We start from the raw sequence: 20,249 nt of genomic DNA, 5'->3' as shown, positions 1-20,249 counted from the left end.
AATATTTTAAATTTATGTTGTGAAATTATTAATAAATGATAAATTTGAATTAGATTTTTTTAGAATTCAATAATTAAATGAAATCAATATGAAGAACTTTTTAATTTCAGGATTACTCCTTATGCTAGCCTCGGCTACGGCCTATGCAGGGGGTTATCGAGTAGCAGCGCAAGGCCAAAGGGCTCTTGCTATGGGGCATGCAGGTGTAGGTGTAGTAAACTCTGCTGAAACTGCATTTTTTAATCCATCAGGTTTAGTTTATTTGGAAGACAAACTAACTGTATCTGCTGGTGTGACGGGTGTTTTTTCCAATGTGAAATGGCAAAATAGGTCTACTGGGCAGTTTGCAGAAACTCAGCAGGATCCAGGAACACCTTTCTATTTCCATGCGGCATACAAAGTTAATGAATGGTTAAGCCTGGGCTTATCGGTTTCAACTCCTTATGGAAGTTCTGTAGAATGGGAAAGAAATTGGCCAGGGTCTCACCTTGTTAATGATATTGACCTTTCCGCAATTTATATTCAACCTTTGGTTTCTTTAAAACTATCCGAGCATTTTAGTATTGGTGGTGGTCCCATTTTTGTCACTGGGAATGTGAACTTCAATCGTAATGCTAACCGAACGCTTACCGATGAGCAGGGCAATAGATCCAACATTACAATTGACGATTCTGGAGTAACCAATACAGGATGGAGTGCTAGTTTTATGTTTACGCCAGTGGAAGAGCTGCGAATTGGTTTCAACTATAGATCAGAAATTCTATTGAATGCAGAGGGTGGTGAAGCTACCTTTTCAAATTTTCCAAACTCTACTTTAACTCCTCAGAACGGAACAACCGGCTTTGACGCTACCCTTCCTCTACCTGCTGAATTGACAATGGGATTTGCTTACCAGCTGAATGAAAAATGGTTATTCGCCTTCGATTATCAAAGAGCTTTTTGGGATGTTTACAACTCTTTAGATATTGATTTTGCAGATCCTAATGTAGCTACCTCTGTCAACCCAAGAAATTACAAGAATGCATCTATTTATAGAATGGGAGCTCAATACCAGGCGACAGACAATCTGCAGCTTAGAGTGGGCTATTATTTCGACGAATCTCCTGTTCAGGCTGGATTCTTTGCTCCAGAAACCCCAAGAAATGATGCCAATGGGTATACCGCTGGTTTATCTTTTCAAGTTTCAGAAAAATTTGCTATCGATGCCTCATTCCTTTACGTGAGATTCCAGGAAGTCGATGCGTCCTACGACTCTTATGTAGAAAACGGTCAGGCAGTGCCATTTAGCGGTACTTATAAGTCCAACGCATTTCTGCCAGGGCTAGGAGTAACTTACAAATTATAATTTAAGACGATGAAAAACTATATAAAATACTTACCGTTCTTGGCTTTTGGGCTTTTCGCTTGTGAGCCGGAATTCGATGATTCCATCGAAGATAATGAAGTGTATACAGCTGGGGAAGCTGATTTTTCCAACTATGTTGCTTTAGGAAATTCACTTACAGCTGGATTTGCAGATAACGCTCTTTACATTCAGGGGCAGGAGAATTCTTACCCTAATATTCTATCTGGCCAGTTTGCGCTTGTAGGAGGTGGAGAATTTGAACAGCCGTTAATGGCAGATAATCTGGGCGGATTAAAACTAGGTGGAAATCAAATTACTAATAACAGGTTAGTTTTATCTTCCAATGCAGGACAGCCCGTAATTCCACCGTCTCCAATAGCAGGAGATCCTCAAACAGAAGTAACCAACAAGTTAAATGGACCATTTAATAATATGGGTGTGCCTGGAGCAAAAAGTTTTCACTTGGTAGCATCAGGATATGGAAATGCTGCTGGCGTACCACAACAAGCAAATCCATATTTTGCTAGATTCTCCTCTTCAGATAACGCAACTATCATTGAAGATGCGGCTGCACAAAGTCCTTCGTTTTTTACCCTATGGATTGGAAATAATGATATTTTAGGATATGCAACAAGTGGAGGTACTGGAGTAGATCAAACTGGGAACCTGGATCCATCAACTTATGCTTCAAACGACATTACAGACCCTAATGTTTTTGCTGGAGTATACAGTCAATTGATAGATGGTTTAATAGCTTCAGCTTCTGGGGGTGTGGTTTACAATATTCCAGATGTGACAGATATACCTTTTTTTACTACAGTTCCCAATAATGCACTGGAAATAGACGCTACAACTGCAGCCAATTTGACAGGCTTTTTTCAAGCTGTAGCTGGTATTTTTACTCAAGGATTGATACAGCAGGGTGTTCCTCCAGAACAGGCTCAAGCATTAGCAGCTCAATATGCTATTCCTTTTACTGAAGGACCAAATAGATTTATCATTGAAGTGCCAGTCACTCAGGAAAATCCTCTTGGCTTTAGACAAATGCAAGAAAATGAATTGCTTTTGCTTACTATAGATCAAGCTGCATTAGGTCAAGGTTATGGTTCAGTGGCTCTTACACCAGAAGTTCAGCAAGTACTTGGAATACTTCAGCAAGGCGGAACACCTACACCTGAACAAGGTCAGCTAGTTCTAAATGCTGTTAACCCAATCGAAGATCAGGACGCTTTAGATACAGCTGAATTGCAAGCGATTTCTACTGCTAGAACCTCTTATAACTCTACAATCCAAGGTTTAGCTCAAGCCAATGGTTTAGCATTTGTAGATGCTGATGGATTGCTACAAAATGTTGCCCAAGGGATTAGCTTTCCTGGTGGAATCGTAACTTCAGATTTTGTTTCTGGTGGAGGCTTTTCCCTGGATGGAGTTCATTTAACCCCAAGAGGGTATGCTTTAGTAGCCAACGAAACCTTAAGAGCGATTAATATGACCTATGGGTCTGACTTGCCAGAAGTCAATATTGGTGCTTATGGAACAATTAATTTTAGTGATAACGTCAACTAGCATTAATTTGAAAGCTTAAAAAAACTGCTTCAATCATTTGATTGAAGCAGTTTTTTTATTTTTGAAGTCTAAACCAAACCTAAACCTAATGAAAACCTTATTACAAATTATATTAACCGGAATCATTGTTCTAGTCTTATCCAATGTTTTAGGAGGTGTTTATGTCTCAGATTTCTTTACAGCTGTTGTTGTAGCTGCGCTTTTAGCTTTACTCAACATTTTCGTCAAGCCTATATTGCTCATACTCACCTTACCGGTTACAGTTCTAACCTTTGGACTCTTTTTATTGGTCATCAATGCTGTCATCATTTTGATGGCCGATGGACTGGTGGGAGGCTTTCGTGTAGATGGTTTCTGGTGGGCAGTGCTGTTTAGTATTTTGTTATCCTTTTTACAGTCACTTATATTTTCTGTAGCAGAGCGTTCCGGTAGGAGATAAACATCACAAATTTTAAATCTTTATGCTTTTAACCAAAAAGGCCATGCTGGCCTTGTCTGTCTTTACCCTCTTTGGCTTTAGTGGAATCGCTTACCTTGTATTGTCATTTTCAGATCGTGTGGATTACTTTGACATGTTTGACTATGACAACCTAATGCTTTCCCTTCCAGTAGGATTAGGCTTTGGAGCTGTAGCCGCATGTGTTGGAATCTTACTTTTGAAATTGCCTCAGCTGAAAGAAACAAGCACCTTTTATGCCAGCCTCTTTAAAGGTCTGGACCTGCACTGGACAGACATTTTGTTTTATTCATTTTGTGCTGGGGTTGGCGAAGAAATTTTATTTCGTGGTGCACTACAGCCGCTTTTAGGCTTATGGTTTGCCGCCATACTTTTTGTATTGCTTCACGGCTATATTTCTACCAAAGACTGGAAAAAGTCGATTTATGGTTTATTTCTGATCTTCATTTCAGCAGGATTTGGTTACCTTGTTCTCTACTTGGATATCTATTCAGCCATGACTGCTCACTTTATTTTTGATGTGATTATGTTCTATAAACTGAAGAGGGACTCCCAATCCATTCCTTCAGAAACAGAGTGATTATTTTTTGAATTATTTAAGCTTTAGAGAACCCTGCCTCTTTATAAAAACTTGGTAAGCAGTGAAATAAATTGTAATTTTGCGCTTTTAAAAAATAATCCTTTAGAATGAATATAACGAGAGAAGACAAAGATCAACTGAATTCTGTAGTCAAAATCAATATTGAAAAAGACGATTATAGTCCAAAAGTAGATAAAGTACTTAAAGACTATCGTAAAACTGCCAACATTCCAGGCTTTAGAAAAGGTATGGTTCCTATGGGAATGATCAAGAAGCAGTATGGACAAGCGGTGTTGGTAGATGAAGTCAATAAATTGCTACAAGATTCCTTGAACTCTTATATTACAGAAGAGAAACTCGATATTTTAGGAAATCCACTTCCAAAACCTCAAGATGACCTTAACTGGGAGTCCGATGAGTACACGTTCGAATTTGAATTGGGGCTTGCTCCAGAATTTGAAGTGACTTTGGAAGGTGAAGGACCTGTGACTTACTACAATATTTCTGCAGACGACGAAATGATTGATAACCAAATCAAAACCATTCAGCGTCAATACGGAAAATTGGTGACTCAGGAAGAGGTGAAAGAAGGCTTTACCGTTGTTGGGACTTTCCATAATGAGGAAGAAAGTATTGAAAATGAAGCTACTTTTAAAGTAGAGGACATCGACGGAAAAACCAATAAAAAAGAATTATTGGGAGCTAAAGTTGGCGATCAGGTGACTTTAAAGTCCAATAAATTGTTCAAAGATGATGAGACTTTAGCCAGACATTTAGGTCTTGAGCAGGATAAAGTTGACGGACTTAAAGTGGACTTGACATTCACCATCAAAGAGATCAATGAACAAGTTTTAGCTGAACTGAATCAGGAGTTGTTTGACAAGGCTTTTGGTGAAGGCGAAGTAACTTCAGAAGAAGAAGCAAAAGCAAAGATTGCAGAGCAGTCTAAACAAACCTTTCAGCAGCAGGGCGATCAGCAATTTTTTAATGATGTCACCGAGCATCTTATTGAAAAAGCTAACATTGAATTGCCTTCAGAATTTCTTCAGAAGTGGTTGCAAACTCAGGGTGAAAAGGAATTGACGCCAGAAGAGGCAAAGGAAGAATACGAAAAGAGTGAAAAAGGCATCAAGTACCAGTTAATTGAAGCCAAAATCGCTAAAGATAACGACATCAAAGTTGAAATTGAAGACGTTAAAAAAGTAGCTAAGGAAAAGATCAAAATGCAGATGATGCAGTTTGGACAGATGGATTTTCCAGAAGATCAAATGGACGGCATTATCCAAAACCTGATGTCCAACCAGGAGCAGGTGAGACAATTTTCAGAAGAAGTGATGGTTCAAAAATTGCTTCAGTTGTACAAAGACAAAATGGAAGTTGAAGAAAAAGAAGTGACTTATAAAGAGTTTGTTGACAAAATTTACAAATAAGTCAATTTAACCTAAAGATAAAGCCTATAGCTTGAAGTTAACATTTAGTAAAAAAGGACGCTAGAGTTTAGCTTCAAGCTATATTCGTTTTAAAATACAGTGGATATTATGAAAATGGATAAAGAATTTAAAAAGTTTGCCACCAAAGATCACGGTGTCAATGCCAATTATTACGATAAAGTCATCACTAGCATGATTCCTACGGCGATGACTCCCAATATTATTGAGGAGCGTCAGATGAACGCCGTGGCCATGGATGTGTTTTCCAGATTGATGATGGATAGAATCATCTTTTTGGGAACGCCAATCAATGACCAGGTAGCCAATATCATCCAGGCACAGTTGTTGTTTTTGGAGAGTACAGATTCCTCAAAGGATATCCAGATTTACATCAATTCACCAGGAGGTAGTGTCTACGCAGGATTGGGAATCTACGATACCATGCAGTTTATCAAACCTGATGTTGCGACGATCAACACAGGAATTGCTGCTTCCATGGGAGCTGTATTGCTTTGTGCTGGAACAGCTGGTAAACGTAGTGGATTGCCGCACTCTAGAGTGATGATTCATCAGCCAATGGGGGGCGCGCAAGGTCAGGCAGATGATATAGAAATCACGGCGAACCAAATTATCCTTTTGAAGGAAGAATTATATAAAATCATTTCAAAACATTCTGGCAAATCTTATGATGACGTTTATCAAGATGGAGACAGAGATTACTGGATGAAAGCTGAAGCTGCCAAAGAGTATGGAATGATTGATGAAATATTGACAAGAGAGTAAATTATGGCAAAAGAAGAGTTAGAATGTTCGTTTTGCGGACGTAAAAAAACAGAAACCAACTTGCTCATCGCAGGCTTGGACGCTCATATTTGCGACCGCTGTATAGAACAGGCTCACGGAATTGTTTTAGAAGAATCCAAGCAGGATAGTACTGAGGAATTAACTTCAGAATTGAAGCTGAGAAAGCCTAAGGCGATCAAAGACTTCTTGGATCAATATGTCATAGGACAAGACCAAACCAAAAAAGTGATGTCTGTTGCTGTGTATAACCATTATAAGCGGTTATTACAGCCAACTTCCAAAGATGATATTGAAATTCAAAAAAGTAATATCATCATGGCTGGTCAGACGGGTACAGGTAAAACATTAGTGGCTAAAACCATTGCCAGAATGTTGAATGTGCCTTTAGCGATAGTAGATGCGACTGTTCTTACTGAAGCAGGTTACGTAGGTGAGGATGTGGAAACTATTCTAACCAAACTTCTGGCTGCAGCAGATTATAATGTGGAAAAAGCAGAGCACGGTATCGTGTTCATCGATGAAATAGATAAAATTGCCCGAAAAAGCGATAACCCTTCTATCACCAGAGATGTGAGTGGAGAAGGCGTTCAGCAGGCATTATTAAAGCTTTTGGAAGGCACTACAGTGAATGTTCCGCCAAAAGGAGGAAGAAAACATCCTGATCAAAAATTTATCGAAGTCAATACCGAAAACATCTTATTCATTGCTGGTGGTGCCTTTGATGGTATTGAAAAAAACATTTCCAAACGTTTGAACATGCAGGCCGTGGGTTATGGGGCTTCAAAACTGGGTGAGAGTGTGGATAAGGAAAACATCCTTCAGTACATCATTCCAAAAGATTTGAAAGACTACGGGCTTATTCCTGAAATCATTGGTCGTTTACCTGTATTGACCTATATGGATCCGCTTGATAAGGAGACTTTGCGACTGATTTTGACAGAGCCTAAAAACGCAATCATCAAGCAGTATCAGAAGTTATTTGAAATGGATAATATCGATTTTCAAATTACAGATGGAGCATTAGACTTTATTGTCACCAAAGCTTTAGAATACAAGCTTGGCGCCAGAGGATTACGTTCACTTTGCGAAGCTATATTGACAGATGCGATGTTTGACATGCCAGAAGGTGATGAAACAGAACTTAAAGTCACCAAATCTTATGCTGAAAAAGCTTTAGAAAAAACAAGCCTGAGAAAACTGAAGGCAGTGAGTTAAAACTGACTTTAACTATGATATAAACCTCATCAATTTCATTTGATGAGGTTTTTTTTATGCTTTCAATGTTTATTAAAGTTTAAGCTCAAAGCTTGAAACTGTCATTCTGAAGGAGTTTTTTTTGCGGCTTAAGAATCTCTATTATCGATAAAATCAAAGATTCCTTGTCGAAGCAGAAAAAGCTTCTCTGTCGGAATGACAATAGGAATGTCATTTTAAATATATTTCAGAAACTTATATAATTTAAAGTTGATTCATATTTAAATCTTCAAGCTTCCGCCCGGAAGAGGTGATTATTTTATAAGTTCTAAGATTGCTATTGTTATGTTTAAAATTTCTATTTTTAAAATCTAATTCCAAAAACCTTCAGCATGAAGTTTGTTTATGTTTTTCTTTTAGCTCTATTTTCATTATCTACTTTTGCGCAGGATTTTGCCATTTTACCTCAAAAAAAACAATCTGAAGTGATTGACCAATGGCTTGGTGAACGTCTGGAAACTGTGTTGCCAGAAATGATGGATAGAGCAGATATTGACATGTGGCTGGTGATTTCCAGAGAATACAATGAAGATCCTGTTATCAAGACGCTTTTACCCAGTACCTGGCTTGCAGCAAGACGTCGGACAATTTTGGTAATGTACAAACCAAACTCTGGCAAAGAAGTAGAAAAGCTGGCGGTGGCGAGGTATAATGTGGGAGAACATTTTAAAAAAGCCTGGGACCCGGAAACACAACCCGACCAATGGAAGCGATTGGTGGAACTGATCAAAGAACGAAATCCTAAAAAAATCGGAATCAATATCTCAGATGATTTTGGTCATGCAGATGGCCTTAATCATACAGAGTATGAGCTGCTTTTAGAGTATTTGCCAAAATCACTTCAAAAGAAACTGACTTCAGCAGAAGAATTAGCAGTAGGCTGGCTGGAAACGCGAACTCCTTCAGAAATGGCGACCTACAAACACATCCAAAGCCTGGCACATGACATCATACAGGAGGGTTTATCTGAAAAAGTCATCACTCCCGGTGTCACCAGCACTACCGATGTAGTGTGGTGGTACAGAGATAGAATAAAAGAGTTAGGTCTGGAAACCTGGTTCCATCCTACAGTTGATATTCAAAGAGCGAGTAACGAAAGTAAAGAACACCTAAGAACCTTTGACAACAATCCGGATCCGGAAGTGATTATGCCTGGCGATGTGCTGCATATGGATTTTGGCATTACTTATCTAAGGTTAAATACCGACACACAAGAATTAGCCTATGTTTTAAAACCTGACGAAAAGGAAGTGCCCCAATATTTAGTAGATGCTCTGGCGGTTGGTAACCGTTTACAGGATATCTTAACGACCAATTATAAAACTGGACGAACAGGAAATGAAATTTTGAGAGCTGCCAGAGCCCAAATGAAAGCAGAAGATATCAATGGCACCATCTACACACATCCTATGGGTTACCATGGCCATGCAGCTGGACCCACCATTGGCATGTGGGACAATCAAGGCGATACTCCAGGTTCTGGAGACTATACGTTGTATCCAAACACGGTGTATGCGATAGAACTTAATGCTGAAGTTTACCTGGAAGAATGGCAAAAACCCTTCAGAGTTATGCTGGAGGAAGACGCCTATTTTGATGGGGAAGAGGTGATTTATCTGAACGGAAGGCAGAAGGAATTTTTAACCATTCCAAGGCAAGAATCTTACTTAAAAGATTAATTTTTTGAATTTTATTTAGGTTTGGACTTGTTTATTCAAAATAAATTTTAATTTAGTCCCATATTAAAGAACAAATGTCAACTCGTTTTTACTTTTATTTCAACTTTTATTTTGCTGATTCAGCGAAACGGGGTTGATATGAAATAAATTCAGTATCAAAATAGATAAAGCCTCGTTTCATACGGGGCTTTTTTAGTTTATGAAAACAAAAATAGCCATACAGGGAATCAAAGGATCCAATCATTACAAAGCACTTACCGAGCTTTTTAATGAAAAGGAAGTCGACGCTTTAGAATGTACCACATTCCAAAGGCTCATCAGTGCTGTAGTTACAGGAGAATCTGAAAAAGCAGTGATGGCTATAGAAAATTCTATAGCGGGGAGTATTTTGCCCAACTACCGTCTCATTTTGGATCACCAACTCCAAATCACTGCGGAATACTACTTGAATATCAGCCATAATCTGGTGGCCTTGCCAAGTCAGGATTTAGAAGATTTGGTTGAGGTAAAATCTCACCAGATGGCCCTGCATCAGTGTAGTAATTTTTTTAGCAATCAGTTTCATATCAATTTGATAGAAGATGTAGACACAGCACTCCCTGCTCAGATCATTGCTCAGCAACAAATCTTTGGAGCAGGGGCTCTAGTGCCTAAAGGCACAGCAGAACTTTTCAATCTAAAAGTAATTGCTGAAGATGTTCAGAACAACAGCTTAAATGAAACCCGATTTGTAGTCATTGAAAAGCAGGCAAATACTCATCCTGAAGTGAATAAGGCAACGATTCAGTTTGAAATTGCTCACGAATCTGGAAGTCTGGCAAAAGTCTTGAACAAGATGGCGGAGCATGAATTGAATTTATCAAAAATTCAAAGTATTCCGATTCCTTATGACATATGGAGATATGCTTTTATTGTGGATGTAAGTTTTTCTAACCCGATTCACTTCCAGAAAGCATTTTCAGAAATTTCAAAAATCAGTATCAATCCGACCTGTGTAGGTCAATATAAAAGTGGAAAGTCATGATTTCAGTATCCAACCGGCTTCAGGAAACCAAAGAATACTACTTCAGCAAAAAATTGAGGGAAGTTGCTCAACTCAAAAAGCAAGGCAAACCTATCATCAATTTGGGAATCGGCAGCCCGGACCTGGCTCCGCCAAAGGAAGTGGTGGAAGAGTTGATGAAAGCGACTCAGGCACCAGGAGCTTATCAGTATCAGGCTTACAAAGGGCTTGATGAACTTAGGGAAGCGATGTGCAACTTTTATGAAACCCATTACCAGGTAAATGTTGATCAGGACCAGGAAGTTCTGCCGTTGATGGGCTCTAAAGAAGGAATTGCCTTAATTTCAATGGCGTTTTTAAATGAGGGCGATGAAGTTTTAGTACCCAACCCCGGTTACCCTACTTACCAGGCAGCAACCAAATTGCTAAATGCCAGGCTCATTTCTTATGATTTAACCGAAGATCACTCCTGGCATCCAGATGTAGAAGTGCTAAAAAAGTTAGACTTATCCAAGGTAAAATTGATGTGGATCAATTACCCTAATATGCCCACTGGAGAACCGGTCAATAAGCAAAAACTACAGGAGCTGATTCAGTTCGCCAAAGCGAATGATATTCTTTTGGTCAACGACAATCCCTACAGCATGGTCTTAACCGATGAAAAGTTTTCTATTTTTCAACTAGAAGGTGCTGCAGAAGTGTCCCTGGAGTTGAATTCATTGAGTAAATCTTTCAATCTGGCTGGCTTTCGTGTTGGTTTTCTGGTGGGTAATTCTGAATTTATTTCGGCGGTACTCAAAGTGAAAAGCAATATGGATAGTGGTATGTTTTTTCCCATTCAGAAAGCAGCCACCAAAGCTTTAAACTTAGATCTGGCCTGGTTTAAAAAGCAAAACGAAATTTACAAACAACGCAGAGCGATTGTTTGGGACATTTGCGAATCTTTGGATTTAACCATCAATAGAGATGCAGTGAGTTTATTTGTCTGGGCCAAAATCAATTCTTCTCTTTCTGCCGAAGCGCTTGCAGATGAATTGTTATATGAGCGAGATATTTTTGTAACACCAGGGACTGTTTTTGGATCTAATGGAGCAAATTATGTTCGGTTTTCACTTTGTGTTTCAGAAGAAGATTTGAAACTGTGCCGGGAACGTATCTTAAAACCTAAAGTGGTATGAATATAGCCAGTATAGGATTAGGTTTAATCGGTGGTTCTTTTGCTTTATCTCTCAAAAAGAATTTTCCTGAAATCAAGCGCTTTGGGATGGACAATAATCCAGAGCATCTTCAAAAAGCACTGGAGCTGAATATTGTTGATCATGCTTTAAAGGATGAAGACTTGTCTAAAATGGATGTGGTGATAGTCAGTATCCCAGTGGATAAAGCAAGTTTTGTAATTCAGGGCGTATTGGATAAAGTTCATTCAAAAGCTTTGGTCATGGACATGGGATCGACCAAAGGAGAGCTTTGTGCAGCAATTGATAAGCACCCAAAGCGAAGTCAGTTTCTGGCAGCACACCCCATTGCTGGAACCGAGTTTTCGGGTCCAGAAGCAGCCTTTAGCTCACTATTCAACAACAAGACCATGATTTTTTGTGACATTAAAGATACAGAGACTCACCTGGTAGAACTTGCTGAAACACTTATATCCCCTTTGGAAATGACGCTGAAATTCATGGGTTCCAGGGATCATGATAAACACCTGGCGTATGTTTCCCATTTATCGCATATCAGTTCCTTTATGCTGGGCAAAACGGTGCTTCAGGTGGAGCAAAACGATAAAACCATTTTTGATTTGGCTGGTAGTGGATTTGCTTCTACAGTAAGGCTTGCCAAGTCCAATCCGATCACCTGGACCGCTATTTTCAAAGAAAACAAGGGGGAAGTTGTTCAGGCTTTAGAAGAATACATCCATAATTTAAAAGCATTTAAAGCAGAATTAGAAACTGAAAATTATACAGACATACAGCAACAGTTGACAAAGGTCAACGAACTCAAACCTATTTTAAACGGAATTTTAAAAAAAGAAAACCATGGAAATTAACAACTCTCAAAGACAATGGCTGGACGCCTTCAATCTCGACCACCCTCTTGTCATTGCCGGCCCATGCAGCGCAGAAACTGAAGAACAAGTGGTGAAGATTGCCCATCAACTGAAAGACACCGATACAAGTGTTATGCGTGCTGGGATCTGGAAACCACGAACACGACCTGGAAATTTTGAAGGTGTTGGTGCCATTGGTCTGGAGTGGCTTAAAACCGCAAAACAGGAAACGGGTCTCAAGTTAGCCACTGAAGTTGCTAATCGCAACCATGTGGAGTTGGCTCTAAAAGCGGATATTGATGTGCTGTGGATTGGAGCAAGAAGTACGGTGAGCCCGTTCATCGTTCAGGATATCGCAGATGCCTTAAAGGGAACCGATAAAACTGTATTGGTAAAAAATCCGGTGAATCCTGACTTAGCATTATGGCTGGGAGCTGTGGAACGATTGTATGATGCCGATATTAAAAACCTTGGCGTGATTCACCGGGGTTTCTCAACCTATGAGAAAACCAAATACCGAAACAATCCAGAATGGCAAATTGCGATCGATTTGCAGACTGAATTTCCAGATTTACCAATCATTTTGGACCCATCGCATATTGCGGGTCGACGAGATATCATTTTTGACATCTGCCAGACAGGCTTGGATTTGAATTTTGATGGCATTATGGTCGAAACGCATTTTGATCCAGACAATGCCTGGAGCGATGCCAAGCAGCAAATCACCCCTAAGGCTTTAGATCAAATGACGATCGACTTAAAAATGAGGAAGGAGTTTACGGAAGCCACGGCTTTTCAAAACAAGCTGCAAACTCTACGTACCAAAATTGATGTGGTCGATCATCAACTGATAGATCTTATGGGTAAGCGAATGAAAATCGCTGATGAAATTGGAGATCTGAAAAAGAAAAACAATGTGGCTATTTTACAGGCCAAACGCTGGAATTTCATCTTAGATACCATGATTGCTGCGGGTGCTGAACATAACCTAAGCGAAGAATTTATCACCAAAATTTTAAAAGCCATTCACGAAGAATCTATAAGTCATCAGCATAAAATTATAAGCGAGTAATAATTAAGTCTATGCTTTGTCGTTAAGATGTCAGGGCTAACGCCCCTCAATGTTTTGATTTACATTTTTTTTACGAAGATAACTGGGCGCTGCCCCTAAGATGATTTCAGGGCGCTGCCCCTCAATTTTTATGTAAAATTGGAATTTAGAGAAAAGGTGCAGAGCCCTTCTATCTTCGTAGCAATAAATGGAATGTAAATCCGAATGTAAGGGTGAAGCCCTACAATCTTCGGAGATAAAATTGTGATGTAATATTAGAGGGGCTTTAGCCCTGCCATCTACCTAGAACGGTATATGTAATTAAGAGAAAGGGGCGTTAGCCCCGCAATCTTCGTAATGAAATGCGTAATGCAGACAAAGGGGTGTTAGCCCTGCAATCTTCGTAGATTTTGAATGTGATTAGTGTTTTGAGGATGTTTTTAAAAGGGGCATTAGCCCTCGCAATCCTCGTAATGAAATGCGTAATGCAGACAAAGGGGTGTTAGCCCTGCAATCTTCGTAGATTTTGAATGTGATTAGTGTTTTGAGGATGTTTTTAAAAGGGGCATTAGCCCTCGCAATCCTCGTAATGAAATGCGTAAAGCAGACAAAGGGTCGTTAGCCTCGCAATCTTCGTAGATTTTGAATGTGATTAGTGTTTTGAGGATGTTTTTAAAAGGGGCATTAGCCCTCGCAATCCTCGTAATGAAATGCGTAAAGCAGACAAAGGGGCGTTAGCCTCGCAATCTTCGTAATATGAAATGCGTAATGCAGACAAAGGGACGTTAGCCCTGCAATTTTCGTAGATTTTGAATGTAATTGGTATTGTACGGATGTTTTTAAACAAGGGGGCGTTAGCCTCGCAATCTTCGTAATATGAAATGCGTAAAGCAGACAAAGGGTCCTTAGCCCTGCAATTTTCGTAGATTTTGAATGTAATTGGTATTGTACGGATGTTTTTAAACAAGGGGCGTTAGCCTCGCAATCTTCGTAATATGAAATGCGTAAAGCAGACAAAGGGTCCTTAGCCCTGCAATTTTCGTAGATTTTGAATGTAATTGGTATTGTACGGATGTTTTTAAACAAGGGGCGTTAGCCTCGCAATCTTCGTAGCAATAATTGTGACGTAAATCCAAATGGAGGGGCAGCGCCCTGACATCTTTAATATTGTGTTGATATTTAATTATTTTATACATTTGAATGTAATCATAACACGATGGCCAATACCTACACACAATTGTACATCCAATTTGTGTTTTCCGTTAAAGGGCGGCAAAACCTTATTCATGAAGCATTCCGCGAAGAACTGGAGAAAGTAATGTGTGGTATCGTGAGCAATCACATGTGTAAGACTTATGCTATTTACTGTAATCCAGACCATACGCATATTTTCATAGGAATGCATCCAGATATTTCTCCATCTAAATTAATGGAGCAGGTAAAATCTGGTTCTTCAAAATGGGTGAATGAAAAGAGGTTTGTAGCAGGTCAATTCAACTGGCAGAAGGGGTTTGGCGCCTTTTCTTATTCTAAATCCCATATCGATCGAGTGGTCAAGTATATTTTAAATCAGCCACAGCACCATAAAAAGCAATCTTTTAGAGATGAATACCTGTTGCTTTTAGAAAAGTTTGATGTGGATTACGATACCAGGTATGTGTTTGAGTTTTATGATTAGTTAAGGTTTTATGTCAGGGCTACGCCCCTCAGTGTTTTGATGTATAGTTTTTTTACGATGATTTCAGGGCTCTGCCCCTCAATTTTCATAAAAAAATGGAATTTAGGGAAAGGGGGAGTTAGCCCTGCCATTTACGTGGACTTGTGATTGAAAAAATTCATGTTTAATAAAGGGGCGTTAGCCCTGCAATTTTCGTAGATTTTGAATGTGATTAGTGTTTTGAGGATGTTTTTAAACAAGGGGCGTTAGCCCCGCAATCTTAGTAGCAAATAATTTGTTCGAGAATTCCAGTGAAGGGGCGCTAGCCCCGTAACCTTCGTAGATTTATGATTGAAAAAATTCATGTTTAATAGAGGGGCGCTAGCCCCGTAACCTTCGTAGATTTGTGATTGAAAAAATTCATGTTTAATAGAGGGGCGTTAGCCCTGTCATCTTCGTAGATTTGTGATTGAAAAAATTCATGTTTAATAGAGGGGCGCTAGCCCTGTCATCTTCGTAGATTTTGGATGTGATGGGTATTATACGGATGTTTTTAAACAAGGAGCCTTACCCTCGTAGCCTTCGTAGATTTTGAATGTGATTCGTGTTTTTAGGATATTTTCAAAAGGGGCAGCGCCCTGACATATTCTTTTATTTTGGAGGTTTCAGGCTTTGCAAATTGATCAGGATGTCGAATACATTCAATTTTTTTCTGGAAACCCTGATCTTAAATTCAAGTGAACCTGAGGCTGAAAGCTTACTCTCTAAAAACATATAATTTTGCAGAGACAAATTCCGAAGAAATCCTCATTTAACTTCTGTTTTTTGCTAATTTTATGGTCCAAAATCCTGCTTCATGTACATCATATTTGATACCGAAACCACTGGCTTACCTAAACGCTGGAACGCTCCAGTCACCGATACCGACAACTGGCCAAGAGCCATACAAATCGCCTGGCAGGTGCACGATGAGTGGGGGAATTTGGTGGAGGCTAAGGATTATCTGGTGCGTCCAGAGGGTTTTGATATTCCGTATGATGCCGAGCGAATTCACGGAATTTCTACGGCTTTGGCTCAGGAGAAGGGAGAATCACTGGGCTATGTCTTAGAGGAGTTCAATGAAGCTTTGTTGAGGTCGAAATTTGTCGTGGGGCAGAATGTAGGCTTTGATGTGAATGTGATGGGCGCAGAATTTCATCGCGCTCAACTTGAATCGCCGATGGGATCTATGCCGGTATTGGATACCTGTACTGAAAAGACAGCGACTTTATGTAAAATTCCTGGCGGACGTGGTGGTAAATTCAAACTGCCCACACTTACAGAATTGCATGAATATTTGTTTGGTGAGCCTTTTAATGAAGCCCACAATGCTACTGCCGATGTGGAAGCCACCACGCGCTGTTTTTTGGAATTGATCCGCATCGGAAACTATTCGGAGAAAGAACTTGAGGCAGAAGCTGGATACTTGCGAGAATTTAGAGCTAAGCACGCTCAGCCTATCGATAAGGTAGGGCTGAATCACGTTAACCTTAAAAAAGCTTCGGCCAGTTTAAAAGCCAGGCAAGAAGCAAAATCAGAAGAGAAAGGCCCTTCTAAAGCGGAGCTGGATGAAAATCTGGAACAGCTGCAGGAATCGAGTTTTGTGCATCTGCATAACCACACCCAATTTTCAGTATTGCAGTCAACTACGGCGGTTCCAGATTTGGTGGCTGCGGCGGCAAAGCACAATATGCCGGCGGTAGCGATTACCGACCACGCCAATATGATGGGGGCATTTCATTTTGTGAATGTCGTCAAAAAACACAATGCGTCGGTGGCTTCTGAGGGCGATGAAGCTGCCGCTCAGCCTATAAAACCTATTATTGGCTGTGAGTTTTTTGTGTGTGAGGATCATTTGGACCGCTCTCACAAAGACAATGGTTACCAAATGGTGATTTTAGCTAAAAATAAAAAAGGCTATCATAATCTGGCAAAAATGTCATCGATTGGATTTACCAAAGGCTTTTACTACGTCCCAAGAATTGATAAAAAAGTTATTGAAACTTACAAGGAGGATTTGATCGTATTGTCGGGAAGTATGTATGGTGAAATCGCCAGTAAACTTCTGAATATAGGTGAAAATCAGGCTGAGGAAGCTATGCTCTGGTGGAAAGAAACTTTTGGAGATGATTTTTACGTGGAGATTATGCGCCATCAGCAGGAAGATGAAGAAAGAGCAAATGAAGCTTTGATTCGACTAGCCCAAAAACATGACATCAATTTGGTGGCAACCAATAACACCTATTACGCCGACCAAAAAGACGCCAATGCTCACGATATTTTGTTGTGTGTAAAGGACGGTGAAAAGCAAGCCACACCAATTGGCAGAGGTAGAGGTTACCGCTACGGTTTGCCAAATGACCAATATTACTTTAAATCGGCGGAAGAGATGAAATCACTCTTCAAAGATTTACCGGAAGCTATTTCCAATACCGAAAAAATTGCTGAAAAGGTAGAAGCTTTTGAACTGGCTAGGGATGTCTTGCTTCCTGCCTTTACCATTCCAGAACAGTTTCTCGATGACAAAGACAAGGAGGATGGAGGGAAACGTGGTGAAAATGCTTACTTAAAACATCTGACGTTTGAAGGGGCAAAAGAACGCTACGGCGATCTTAGTGAAGACATTAAGGAGCGTTTAGAGTTCGAATTGTCGGTCATTGCCAATACGGGTTATCCGGGGTACTTCCTGATCGTAGAAGATTTCATTCGGGAGGCCAGGAAAATGGGCGTTTCAGTCGGACCTGGTCGAGGGTCGGCGGCGGGGAGTGCCGTAGCCTATTGCCTGAAAATCACCAACATCGATCCTATAAAATACGACTTACTTTTTGAGCGGTTTTTGAATCCGGAGCGTGTGAGTATGCCCGATATTGATATTGACTTTGATGATGAAGGTCGAAGCAAAGTCATGGATTATGTGATCGATAAGTATGGCGAAAATCAGGTGGCGCAGATCATTACTTATGGAACGATGGCAGCCAAGTCAGCGATTCGGGATACGGCCAGGGTACTGGACTTACCGCTTTATGAAGCCGACCGCATTGCCAAATTGATTCCGGATATGTCCAAACTGAGCAAGATTTTTGGGCTGGACGAAAAGGAAATTCGGAAGAAATTTAGAGCAGAAGAAATCGATAAGGTTTTGGAATTGATCTCGATTTCGGAACAGGATTCACCAGAAGCAGAAACGGTCAACCAGGCTAGAATTTTGGAAGGATCGGTAAGGAACACTGGGATTCATGCCTGTGGGGTGATCATCACCCCGGACGATATTACCAAATTTGTTCCCGTTTCGGTTGCCAAAGATTCCAATTTATATGTGACTCAGTTCGACAACTCGGTGGTGGAAGATGCCGGACTGCTGAAAATGGACTTCCTTGGCTTGAAAACGCTCACCCTGATTAAAGATACCGTCGATATTGTGAAAGCGCGTCATGGTTTAGAGTTGGATCCTGAAGCCTTTCCTCTGGATGATGAAAAGACTTACGAACTTTTCCAGCGTGGAGAAACCGTCGGGATTTTCCAGTATGAGTCGCCTGGGATGCAGAAGCACATGAAGGATTTAAAACCTACGGTGTTTGAGGATTTGATTGCGATGAATGCGCTTTACCGCCCCGGACCGATGGAATATATCCCGAGTTTTATCAAGCGAAAACACGGGGACGAGGAGATTTCCTATGATTTACCTGAAATGAAAGAATACCTGGAGGAAACGTATGGGATTACGGTTTACCAGGAGCAGGTGATGCTGCTGTCGCAGAAGCTGGCCAGTTTCACCAAGGGTGAGGCGGATATTCTGCGTAAAGCCATGGGTAAGAAGCTTAAAGATGTACTGGCAAAACTTAAACCTAAATTCATCAATCAGGCGAAAGACAATGGTCATGATGAAGAAAAGCTTGAGAAAATCTGGAAAGACTGGGAAGCTTTTGCCAGTTATGCTTTCAACAAATCCCACTCCACCTGCTATGCGTTTATAGCCTACCAAACCGCCTATCTGAAAGCGCATTACCCGGCAGAATATATGGCAGCGGTGTTGTCCAATAACATGAGTGACATCAAAAAAGTCACCTTCTTTATGGAAGAGTGTAAGCGAATGGATTTGCCGGTGTTGGGACCAGATGTGAATGAATCTTACTATAAATTCTCGGTGAACAAAGACAATGCCGTGCGTTTTGGGATGGGTGCCATCAAAGGGGTTGGCGGCGGAGCAGTCAATACCATTGTTGAGCATCGAAAACAAGACGGACAGTATTTATCGATTTTTGATTTGGCTAAACGCATCGACCTGCGTGCAGCCAATAAAAAAGCCTTTGAAAGTTTAGCTTACGCTGGAGCCTTTGACAGCCTTGGCGAAGTGCATCGCGCTCAGTACTTCCAGGTGACTGAAGGTGAACTGACCTTTTTGGAAAAAGTCATTAAGTACGCCTCCAGGTATCAGGAAAACAAGAACTCGGCGCAGGTAAGTTTGTTTGGGGAAGCCAGCGAAGTGCAGATTCCGGAGCCCGAAGTCCCACCTTGTGAACCCTGGCATACCATGCGAACTTTGAAGGCTGAAAAAGAAGTGGTGGGATTGTTTTTATCGGGTCATCCCCTGGACGATTTTAAATTAGAAATCAATTCGTTTTGCAATGCCAACCTTAGAGATATGGCTCATATCGAAGATAATTTAAATAAAGAAATCAGCTTGGCTGGTGTGGTGACCGATGTGAATCATAGAGTCAGTAAAACGGGTAAAGGCTTCGCGACCTTTGTTTTGGAAGATTACAACGAAAGCCACGAATTCTGGATTTTTGGAGAAGAATACCTGAAATTTAGACACTTTTTGATTCAGGATAATTTTGTGCATGTCAAGTTGAAAGGGACTCAGTTTATCAATCGGGAAACGGGAGAGCCTGGACGAGTACGTATTGGCTTTTTAGGCTTCAAGCAATTGCAGGATGTGCTGAAAGAAAATGCTAAAAAACTGACGATCCAAATGGATGTGGCTGATTTATCGGAGTCTCAAGTTTTAGCAATGCAGGAACTATTCTCAAACCATACCGGAGATCACGTTTTAAATTTTGTGGTTTATGAGATGAAAAACAAGATTAAAATCCACATGCCAAGCAAGACTAAAAAGGTGAATATTTGCAATGAATTGATATCAGAATTAGAACAGAATAACATCAGTTTTAAACTGAATTAGAGCCTGTCAATCAAACAGTTAGTCTGATTTGAAATGCCTCAGTGAGTTAGAATCACATTTCAAACCAAAGTCAAGATTTAGCCGTATATAGTTTTGAGTTAATTTAACAAAATTTACTAATAATTGCTTAATTTAACTTTTATTGCTTCATTGATCTG

Annotated in this window: 14 protein-coding genes; all 14 read left to right on the top strand. The window is 40.2% G+C overall.

Annotated elements, in window-relative coordinates; translation table 11 throughout:
- The first annotated feature begins 88 nt into the window (after nt 1-88).
- The 14 genes from LB454_RS11280 (at nt 89) to dnaE (ending at nt 20,091) form a co-directional block, all read left to right on the top strand.
- Nucleotides 89-1,345 carry an OmpP1/FadL family transporter gene (locus tag LB454_RS11280; protein WP_224464776.1) on the top strand — a complete coding sequence of 419 codons (1,257 nt, stop codon included), beginning with the start codon at nt 89-91 and terminating at the stop codon, nt 1,343-1,345.
- A 9-nt stretch (nt 1,346-1,354) separates the two neighbouring features.
- Nucleotides 1,355-2,911 (top strand): SGNH/GDSL hydrolase family protein, encoded by a 1,557-nt coding sequence (locus tag LB454_RS11275; protein ID WP_224464775.1) that lies wholly within the window; start codon nt 1,355-1,357, stop codon nt 2,909-2,911.
- 88 nt (nt 2,912-2,999) lie between these two features.
- Entirely contained in the window at nt 3,000-3,350 is a 351-nt protein-coding gene (locus tag LB454_RS11270) for a phage holin family protein (RefSeq protein ID WP_224464774.1), read from the top strand.
- Between the two features lie 22 nt (nt 3,351-3,372).
- Nucleotides 3,373-3,948 carry a CPBP family intramembrane glutamic endopeptidase gene (locus tag LB454_RS11265; protein WP_224464773.1) on the top strand — a complete coding sequence of 192 codons (576 nt, stop codon included), beginning with the start codon at nt 3,373-3,375 and terminating at the stop codon, nt 3,946-3,948.
- A gap of 107 nt (nt 3,949-4,055) precedes the next feature.
- Nucleotides 4,056-5,378, top strand: coding sequence for a trigger factor (tig, locus tag LB454_RS11260; RefSeq protein WP_224464772.1), 1,323 nt, complete (start codon nt 4,056-4,058; stop codon nt 5,376-5,378).
- Nucleotides 5,379-5,486: 108 nt separating this feature from the next.
- Nucleotides 5,487-6,161, top strand: coding sequence for an ATP-dependent Clp protease proteolytic subunit (locus LB454_RS11255; protein WP_322962874.1), 675 nt, complete (start codon nt 5,487-5,489; stop codon nt 6,159-6,161).
- A gap of 3 nt (nt 6,162-6,164) precedes the next feature.
- Nucleotides 6,165-7,397, top strand: coding sequence for an ATP-dependent Clp protease ATP-binding subunit ClpX (clpX, locus tag LB454_RS11250; RefSeq protein ID WP_224464771.1), 1,233 nt, complete (start codon nt 6,165-6,167; stop codon nt 7,395-7,397).
- 371 nt (nt 7,398-7,768) lie between these two features.
- Complete coding sequence (locus LB454_RS11245; RefSeq protein WP_224464770.1) at nt 7,769-9,115, top strand: M24 family metallopeptidase; 1,347 nt, start codon at nt 7,769-7,771, stop codon at nt 9,113-9,115.
- 199 nt (nt 9,116-9,314) lie between these two features.
- A complete protein-coding gene (locus LB454_RS11240) occupies nt 9,315-10,139 on the top strand; it encodes a prephenate dehydratase (protein WP_224464769.1) in 825 nt (274 codons plus the stop codon).
- The gene (locus tag LB454_RS11235; RefSeq protein ID WP_224464768.1) at nt 10,136-11,296 is read left to right on the top strand and encodes a pyridoxal phosphate-dependent aminotransferase; all 1,161 of its coding nucleotides are present in this window, start codon (nt 10,136-10,138) and stop codon (nt 11,294-11,296) included. Before LB454_RS11240 ends, LB454_RS11235 begins: the two co-directional genes overlap by 4 nt.
- Nucleotides 11,293-12,162: a prephenate dehydrogenase gene (locus LB454_RS11230; protein WP_224464767.1), complete on the top strand. Its 870-nt coding sequence runs from the start codon at nt 11,293-11,295 to the stop codon at nt 12,160-12,162. Before LB454_RS11235 ends, LB454_RS11230 begins: the two co-directional genes overlap by 4 nt.
- On the top strand, nt 12,152-13,234 hold the full coding sequence (locus tag LB454_RS11225) for a bifunctional 3-deoxy-7-phosphoheptulonate synthase/chorismate mutase type II (RefSeq protein WP_224464766.1): 1,083 nt from the start codon (nt 12,152-12,154) through the stop codon (nt 13,232-13,234). Before LB454_RS11230 ends, LB454_RS11225 begins: the two co-directional genes overlap by 11 nt.
- Before the next feature lie 1,195 nt (nt 13,235-14,429).
- The gene (gene tnpA, locus LB454_RS11220; protein ID WP_224464765.1) at nt 14,430-14,891 is read left to right on the top strand and encodes an IS200/IS605 family transposase; all 462 of its coding nucleotides are present in this window, start codon (nt 14,430-14,432) and stop codon (nt 14,889-14,891) included.
- 835 nt (nt 14,892-15,726) lie between these two features.
- Entirely contained in the window at nt 15,727-20,091 is a 4,365-nt protein-coding gene (gene dnaE / locus LB454_RS11215; protein WP_224464764.1) for a DNA polymerase III subunit alpha, read from the top strand.
- Nucleotides 20,092-20,249 lie beyond the last annotated feature (158 nt).

Origin of the sequence: Psychroflexus montanilacus (assembly GCF_020164535.1) — a bacterium.
GTDB classification, from domain to species: Bacteria; Bacteroidota; Bacteroidia; order Flavobacteriales; family Flavobacteriaceae; genus Psychroflexus; species Psychroflexus montanilacus.
Note: the sequence above shows the minus strand (reverse complement) of the source record. Positions and strands in the feature narration are given on the sequence as shown.